Origin of the sequence: Hyella patelloides LEGE 07179 (assembly GCF_900659865.1) — a bacterium.
GTDB classification, from domain to species: Bacteria; Cyanobacteriota; Cyanobacteriia; order Cyanobacteriales; family Xenococcaceae; genus Hyella; species Hyella patelloides.
The window spans coordinates 1-7,960 of sequence record NZ_LR213814.1; the positions used below are offsets into that span (position 1 = coordinate 1).

General features: G+C 36.1%; 4 protein-coding genes and 1 pseudogene. 3 read left to right on the forward strand and 2 right to left on the reverse strand.

The features are described 5' to 3' along the window. Nucleotides 1–102 precede the first annotated feature (102 nt). Nucleotides 103–423 (forward strand): annotated as a pseudogene (locus tag H1P_RS09935) (4a-hydroxytetrahydrobiopterin dehydratase); the annotation flags it as partial. A gap of 33 nt (nucleotides 424–456) precedes the next feature. Here the strand turns inward: H1P_RS09935 and H1P_RS09940 are convergent. Together H1P_RS09940 and H1P_RS09945 are read right to left on the reverse strand one after the other, a co-directional pair. Beyond that, nucleotides 457–927, reverse strand: coding sequence for a hypothetical protein (locus H1P_RS09940; protein WP_144866738.1), 471 nt, complete (start codon nucleotides 925–927; stop codon nucleotides 457–459). Between the two features lie 328 nt (nucleotides 928–1,255). Next, entirely contained in the window at nucleotides 1,256–5,131 is a 3,876-nt protein-coding gene (locus H1P_RS09945) for an AAA family ATPase (protein WP_144866740.1), read from the reverse strand. Between the two features lie 522 nt (nucleotides 5,132–5,653). On the opposite strand from H1P_RS09945, the gene H1P_RS09950 reads away from it, so the two are divergent. Together H1P_RS09950 and H1P_RS09955 are read left to right on the forward strand one after the other, a co-directional pair. Next, complete coding sequence (locus tag H1P_RS09950) at nucleotides 5,654–6,526, forward strand: MgtC/SapB family protein (RefSeq protein ID WP_144866742.1); 873 nt, start codon at nucleotides 5,654–5,656, stop codon at nucleotides 6,524–6,526. Nucleotides 6,527–7,029: 503 nt separating this feature from the next. Further along, the coding region (locus H1P_RS09955) for an ABC transporter substrate-binding protein (protein WP_222427006.1) at nucleotides 7,030–7,960 on the forward strand (931 nt) is incomplete at its 3' end.

Sequence of the window (7,960 nt, forward strand, 5' to 3'; positions counted from 1 at the left end):
AAAATGGCGAGGCGCATACTCCAACTTCGGGCTTTATCTAACTCCTGACTCCTGACTCTATCCTCCTGACTTCAGCCCGAAGGGCGTGGTAAAACTTGTGTTCCTTGTAGTGGAAATTCACCTCCTGCTACCGATGAAGAGATTAATAGCTTTAAAATTCAAATTCCTGATTGGGATGTAATTAAGGATGAGGAAAAATCTTATCTTCAAAAGGCTTACAAGTTTTCTAATTTTAAAAAAGCTATGGCTTTTACTCAAGCTGTCGGAGATATCGCCGAACAAGAAGGACATCATCCTTTGTTAACTACTGAATGGGGCAAAGTAACCGTCGCTTGGTGGACTCATACCATTAATGGATTACACCAAAATGATTTTATTATGGCTGCCAAGACGGATAGTTTAGTGAAGAGAAAAGTTAATTAGTTGAATTTATGGTATTATCTATTTTGTCTTTTGCTACAAAGCTTTTTCTTTGAACCGAGCAATCAATTCTTCATCAGTTAGTCTCAATCCATACTCAATATCTAATTGCCATACCATACGATTTTGATAGAAACATCGAACATAATCAGAATCATACATCTCTATGTAAACTTGTTCAACAAATTCAATACGAGATAGTTTTTCTTGAAGCAAACCATATCTAGATAAAGCTTCTACCTTTAATAGATATTTGTCCTCCCAATAGCGGGGTTTCCATTCTTGCCAAAATGCCTGTAGCAAAACCTTATCAGGGTTGTGTATTTTATCTCCTTTGCTACATAAGAAAAGATACCACGATATAAAAGCTTGGAATTTACTTTCTAGCTCATAATTGCAATATTCTATAGCTTCGATTAAATCGGGTTCATTGAAGCGCACCCCAATCAAGCGTAATGCTCTTTTGTATTTATCAAATATCTCTTGTTCTATTTCTCCTAGTTCCATAAATTACCAATCCAACTTATACTATTGGCTTCTATTAATCATAATTATGGCATTAAAATCAAATAGTTTTTGTGTTTATACCAGTTCTCGCGCAATAGCTAGATAGATAGAAAATTATTTCTTATTAAGAAAAAACACTCAAACTACTGTCTACACTGACGGGCGTGACTCCTGAAGGGCGTGACTCCTAGCTTTAAACCTTCGTCTCTTATTACTTTTAAGAAATGGTATTAGATACCTTTAACGATGCTTACTGTTTAAATAAATTCCCGAAAACTTTAATGTTATAGAGTTAAATTTAATCCACATTAAAAGTAAAGGATAATTTTTATAATTTAATACCTAATACTTGGGTATGTGCGCCTCTAGCTTGAGTTACACCGATGGTTCGTTCTGAAGCTTCAATCATCGGGCGACGCAGACTAACTACAATAAATTGTGCGCCTTGAGCCTGTTTTTTGACCATACGAGATAGTTTTTCGACATTTGCACCATCGAGAAACATATCAACTTCATCGAAGGCATAAAAGGGAGAAGGACGATATTTTTGTAGAGAAAAAATAAAGCTGAGAGCAGTTAAAGATTTTTCGCCTCCAGACATAGAGCTTAGTCTTTGTACTGGTTTACCTTTGGGATGGGCTACTAACATTAAACCACCATTAAAGGGGTCTTCAGCATCTTCTAATTGTAGATGTCCGTCACCTTCAGATAGTTCGGCAAATATTTTTTGAAAGTTAATATCTACTGCATCGTAAGCTTCTTTGAAGGCTCGTAAACGTAGGGTAGTAAATTTTTCAACACGAAGTAATAATTCGGTTCTTTCTGCTGCAATGGTACTTAATTTTTCGGAAAGTTCTTGTAATCTGGCTTCGGTTTTTTCATATTCTTCTAATGCCAGCATATTTACTGGTTCCATTGCTTCTAATCTTTTTTCGCCATTACGAATTTGTTTTTGTAGCTGTTCGAGTTTTTCTTGTAAAATGGCGTGGGTTATTGTGGGTAATTTTTCTCCTCGTTGGACATCAAATAATTTTTGATACAGTTCATTCCAGAGAGATTCTTTATTTTGTTCTTCTTCTATATTGTCTTGAACTACGGTTTCTTGATTGTTTTCCTGGTTTATCTTGTTTTCTAAATTATCATCTTTTCCAGATAACTCTAATTCTCGTTCTTTGATTTGAGATTCTAAACTAACTAAATTAGCATTTTTTTCTTTTTGAGTAGCTTCTAGTTTTTCTTTTTGCCAAGATTTTTGTTGCTGTTTATTTTGTAATTTTTTTAGTTGCAGTTCTGTGCGATCGCGATTTTCTTTGGTTTCTCCTAGTTGTTGATTTAACTGTTGTAATTTAGTTTCGGCTGTGGTAATTTTATGAGCTAGTTCTTGCAGTTCTTTACTAATAGCGGATTGTTGATTAGTAATTGTTGCTTGTTCTGCTCCTAAATCATTAATTTGTTGCTCTGCTTCGCTGGCTTTTTCCGTTAATCTTTGTATCTGATTATTGGTATCTTTTAGCCGATTTTCTGCTTGACGAAATATAGTTTCCTTTTCTTGTACGTCTTTTTCTTGAGCTTTAATCGCAGTTTGAATTTGTTGCCATTCACTTTGATCGTGAGATGATTCTAACTCATTAAGTTTCTGTTGTAGCTGTTGTAATTTAGTTTCTTGTTCGGGTAAATTCGCATTCAAAAATTGCGATCGCTTTTTAATATTTTCTTTTTCTTGCTGATGGGTAGCTAGTTGTTTTGTTAGTTGTTCTTGTTGTGCTGTTAATTGTTTGATTTCAGTTTGTAGCTGTTCTAAACGTAGCTGTTTCTCACGATGAAATTGTTTGGCTTCGGTTAAACTTTCGCCTAGTTTCTTGACTTGATTTGATAGCTGGGCTATTCTTTGGTCATTATTGGTTAGGATGGATGTTATTTCTGCCAATCTTTCTTTTAAGATAGCGACTTCGCGAGATTCGTTAGTAGTAACTTTGCCAAAACGCAAGCTAGAGCGAGAAGATTTACTTCCCCCAGACATTGCACCACTAATTTCTAAGATATCTCCTTCTAAAGTGACAATACGCTGTTTTCCTAGCAGAGAGCGAGCATTGTCTATAGTGTCAAAAACGATTGTATTACCAAAAACATAACCAAAGATATCGCGATAACGAGCTTCACAAGTAACTAAGTTAACGGCAAAATCGATATATCCCCGACCAAAGCGCATAGTTGCCAGATTGTCTTTTCGAGGTGCTTTGATCTTATTTAAAGGCAAAAAGGTTGCTCTTCCTGCTCTTTGTTGTTTTAGTAGTTCAATACCCTGTGCGCCTACTCCATCATTTTCGACTACAATGTATCCTAGTCTGCCCCCTGCTGCGGTTTCTAATGCTAAATGATATTGGGGTTCAACCTTCCCTAACTGCACTACTAAACCGTGTACTCCAGCTAAATTAGCATTAAGAATTACTTTACTAGCGTAAGTACCTTGAGCCTCTTGTTGTGCTTGTTTAGTAGCTTCTAACTTATCTAATTCTCTTTGTTTACTACGTTGTTCTAATAATAGTCTTTGTTGGGTTTCTCTTTGCAAATCGCGATCGCTTTCTGTATTAGAAAATTGCTCGGCTAAAGACTGTATATTGTCTTGAGCTACTGTTACTTCATTAGTTAAAGATTGTAGCTTATGGTTCTTTTCTTGTAATAAATTTCCCACTGCTTCTAAAGTAGTGGTTTCTTCTGTTATTTTGCTTTCTGTTTGAGCTAATCTTTCTGTAATAGTAGCCTGTTCGGTACGCTGAGGATTAAGCTTATTTTGTAGAGTAGAAATTTCTCTAGTTAAATTTGCTTGTTCTTGTACCCAAGCTTCACTAGCTGCTGCAATGGTATCAGCAATTTCTCTTCTTTCTTTTAAGAGATTTTTGGCTTGATTATATTGTTGGGATGACTGGGGAATTGTCTCTCTATCTAACTTGTTTTTAACATCGGTTAAATCTTCTAATTCTCTTTGATATTGCTGAAGATTCTCTTGCGTTTTAGCGAATAATAATTCTTTTTGCTTTACTGTCGATTGTAATTCAGTTTGCCGCTGTTGCAATTGATTTCGTTTAGCTTTTTGAGTAGCCAATTCAGAAGCAACTGATAATTGTTCATCTTCTCCTAATGCTCTGACGCGAGAATTTAATTCCGCTAATTGATTACTATGGGATTCAATTTCTTGACTGAGGTTTGCTAACTCTTTGGTTAAACTAGCAATCTCTTCATTATCTTTAGTAATAGCTGCGTGCAACTCTTCCTTTTGTTGCACTAAACTACGCCAGAATAAAACAATCTCTTGCTGTTTCTTTTCTTGTACCTGTTGCTTTAGCTTGCGATATTTTTCTGCTTTAACTCGATCCGCAGCCAGGCGATCGCGTGTACCAATTAATTCTTGTTCGATGATATGACAGTGTTCTTCTCTCTCTTTAACTTTCTCTAAAGTCTTTCTAGTTTGCTCAATTTTGCGATCAAAAGCTGCTACTCCTGCTAATTCATCAATAATTTCCCTTCTTTCACGGGAATTCATATTAATAATGCGAGTAACATCCCCTTGCAGTACTACATTATAGCCTTCAGGATAAATGCGTAATTGTTCTAACTGTTCGTGAATTTCTGTAGCACTACAGACTTCTCCATTAAGATAAAACGTCGAAGAATAACTACCCTTCTTACTGACTCGCAACCTTCTAGTAACAGTCCATTCTTTTAATTTAGTTAGTTGTGGGTGGTTAGTTGTGGGTTGTTGTTCTTCTTCATTGTCTTCATTGTCTTCTCTATCTTTCTCTGCTTCCTCCGCTCCCTTATGCCCTAAAGGACTAACTTCGTGTCGCACGATGCGAAGCGAGTCCTTTAGGGAAGCGGTATCCTTTAGGACTGCTCTCTCTAAATTCTCTACTCTTTCTACGTCACTAAAACCATCCCAACCATCGAGATCGAAAGTAACAGAGACAATAGTTTCTGCTGCTTTGCCATTGGTATTCTGTTTATGATTGACAAGATCGGGGAGTCGCTCCGCACGCATTCCTTTAGAACTAGCTAAACCGAGACAAAATAGCAGCGCATCTAAGATATTTGACTTTCCCGAACCATTAGGCCCTGATACTACAGTAAAACCAGGTAAAATGGGGATTTTTGTCGAACCACCGAAAGACTTAAAATGAGTTAATTCTACGCGCTTGATATGAACCATGCTTTAGTTGACTGTTAACAAGAGATCGCTGCTGCTTTGTCCAAAGATTATAAATTGTTTTTCTAAAGTATCAAGTCTCTAATAGTTCTAACGTATTGTATCTTAAATACAGATCGCCAATAATATAAATTTATTAATTACACAAGTTATATGCTGTATCGACCAGAAAGCAGATTCTTTTTTACTATTTATGCAGATTTGCTGTAGTTTTAGCTAATAGCGATCGCTTGTTCTAGTTTGATCGATCGCAATCTTTGGATATAGGGGGTTTCACCATCATGGAAATATCAAGCTAGTTATTAAGGTTGCGCGTAAATCTTTTTCCTGATACTCAACCATAATTTGTGGAACTTAGACCAAAAGTTAAGAAATCTTAACTTTTCATTAAACTTCGTCTGCTTGAATTAACAGGCTGTCTGAGTCACAATCCAAATTAAAAGTTTAATTTGTATATTAATTAGTTAAAACTATATAAAACTATAGTATTCATTATTTATTTAAAGTTATCGGAGATTAAAGATAATGTCATGGATGGATTTTGCGGTTCGTTTATTCGTAAGTTTCTTTTTAGGAGTGGGAATCGGTATTGAGAGACAATGGCTGAGAACTAGAGCCATTCTGAAAACTAATGTTTTAGTAACTGTGGGAGCAGCAATGTTTGTCATGCTATCGATTATGACTCCTGGAGATGCTAGTCCCACTCGTATATCTGCTCAAATTGTCTCTGGTGTTGGTTTCTTAGGAGGTGGTGTCATTCTCAGAGAAGGCGCAAGTGTTAAGGGAACAAATACCGCAGCTACTTTATGGTGTGCAGCAGCAATAGGGACATTAGTAGGTTCAGGATATCTCGTACAAGCTTACTTGGGTACTTTTGCGGTGGTTAGCGCACACTTGCTACTACGACCCTTAGTAGAAGCTTTCAAAAATCAAGAAGAAAGCTTCGATTATCGAACTACGGCTACTACTTCTTGGGATAATCCATCAGAACAAGACGTTTTAGACCTAAAAGAAGAAGAAGCAGAAGAAGAAGCAGAGGCTTTTGCTTCATCAGAGTTATTTAATGGTGAAAAAAATACCTATGGTGAATTTCCCTTAGCAGTTGCTTCCAATCACCAAGCTCACTATCGTTGTCACATAACTTGTTCTTCTGACAATGAAACCAAAGTATTAACCGTATTGCTTCGGTCGTTAAAAGAACAAGAATGGCGATTAAAACAGCTAGATAGTACAAATATACTTAGAAAAAGGCAATCTCAGCAACCAGAAATGGTCGAAATCAAAGCTGATTTTTTAGCTCATGATAATCATTATGAACCAGAATGCTTAGAAGCAATTATTAGTTCTTTAAAGTCTGACTCTCTAGTTAGTTCTATTAGCTGGAAATTCTCAGCTTAAGTAAATAGACTTAATTATTGAATGGTTGGGACGACTATAACCAGCTCTGACTCTGATTCGGTGACTCCTTTGTGAGTATATTCACGTAAGAGTCAAGTATTTTGCAAGCGTAAAGTTCAGAAAAATTACGGTTGCTCTACAACTCCAATCAATAATACATTAAACAAACAGCTTAACTAGTTTAAAAGAATAAATACTAATTGAGATTAGAATTGAGTGTATCAAAATATATTCTTAACCCTTAACTCATGATGTATTTGTTTTTACGAAAAGTAATGTTAGTTCAATAACCAAGTTATTAGTTATTGTAAGAATCAGATTTTATTGTTTGCTATAAAAAGCATAACTGGTCTTATGAAAATAACAAAAATATCTTATTTGTTGTAACTAAAAATTACATTGAGATTTTTACCGAGTGCCTTGATTAGATTCTGTTTTCTATGACTAACAAACGAATAAACGTCAGCAAAAAAAACTTTTTACTTTTATTATACCTATTTGTTTTGGCTTTAATTGGACCTATAGTTTATTTGTTAAATGAGGGCAAAGGTGAAAGTATAAGCCCCATAGTAGCTGAAAACAGAAAAATAAAAGAAAGAATTAGCTTAGGCGATAAAATTTTAATTACAGCCAACAGCAATGTTGAAAAAAAAGCTGCTGTTAAGGCATTTGCTGATGGTAATTATGAGACTGCTACGGAAGGGTTTGCTGCGTCTTTGACACAAAATCGTAACGATCCCGAAGCTTTAATTTATCGCAATAATGCAATAGCTGTTGCCAGTGAGGATACCTACAGAATCGGTATAAGTGTTCCTATTGGGGGTAATTTGGGTGTCGCAAAAGAAATTTTGCGGGGTGTAGCTCAAGCACAAAATGAAGTCAATCAGGCTGGTGGGATCAATGGCAATTTGGTAACTATAGAAATTGCCAACGATGATAACAATCCTGAATTAGCAGAGCAAGTAGCCAAAAGCTTTGTTAAAGACAGGAACATTTTGGCAGTGATAGGACACAATGATAGTAACGTATCGATCGCTGCTGCATCGATATATCAGGAAAAAGGGCTAGTCATGATTACCCCCACTAGCTCTGCGGATGTAATCCCTACCATGGGTACTTACATTTTTCGTACTACTCCCAACACCAGAGCCTTAGCCAATACTCTTGCTAAGTATGTGGTAGGTACTGCCCATAAAACTAAGATTGCTCTTTGTGTCGATTCTCAATCGGAAGTGAGTCAATCTTTTAAAGAAGAATTCACGTGGTCGATTTACAATTTAGGCGGAAAGGTACTACCTACACAGTGCGATTTTTCCGCACCAGATTTTTTACCTTCGAGCATTGTATCGAGAGCCATTAGTGATGGTGCAGAGGCTTTGTTAATTGCGCCTTCTGTCAAAAAAATCAATAAAGCAATTCAGATTGCCCAAGTAA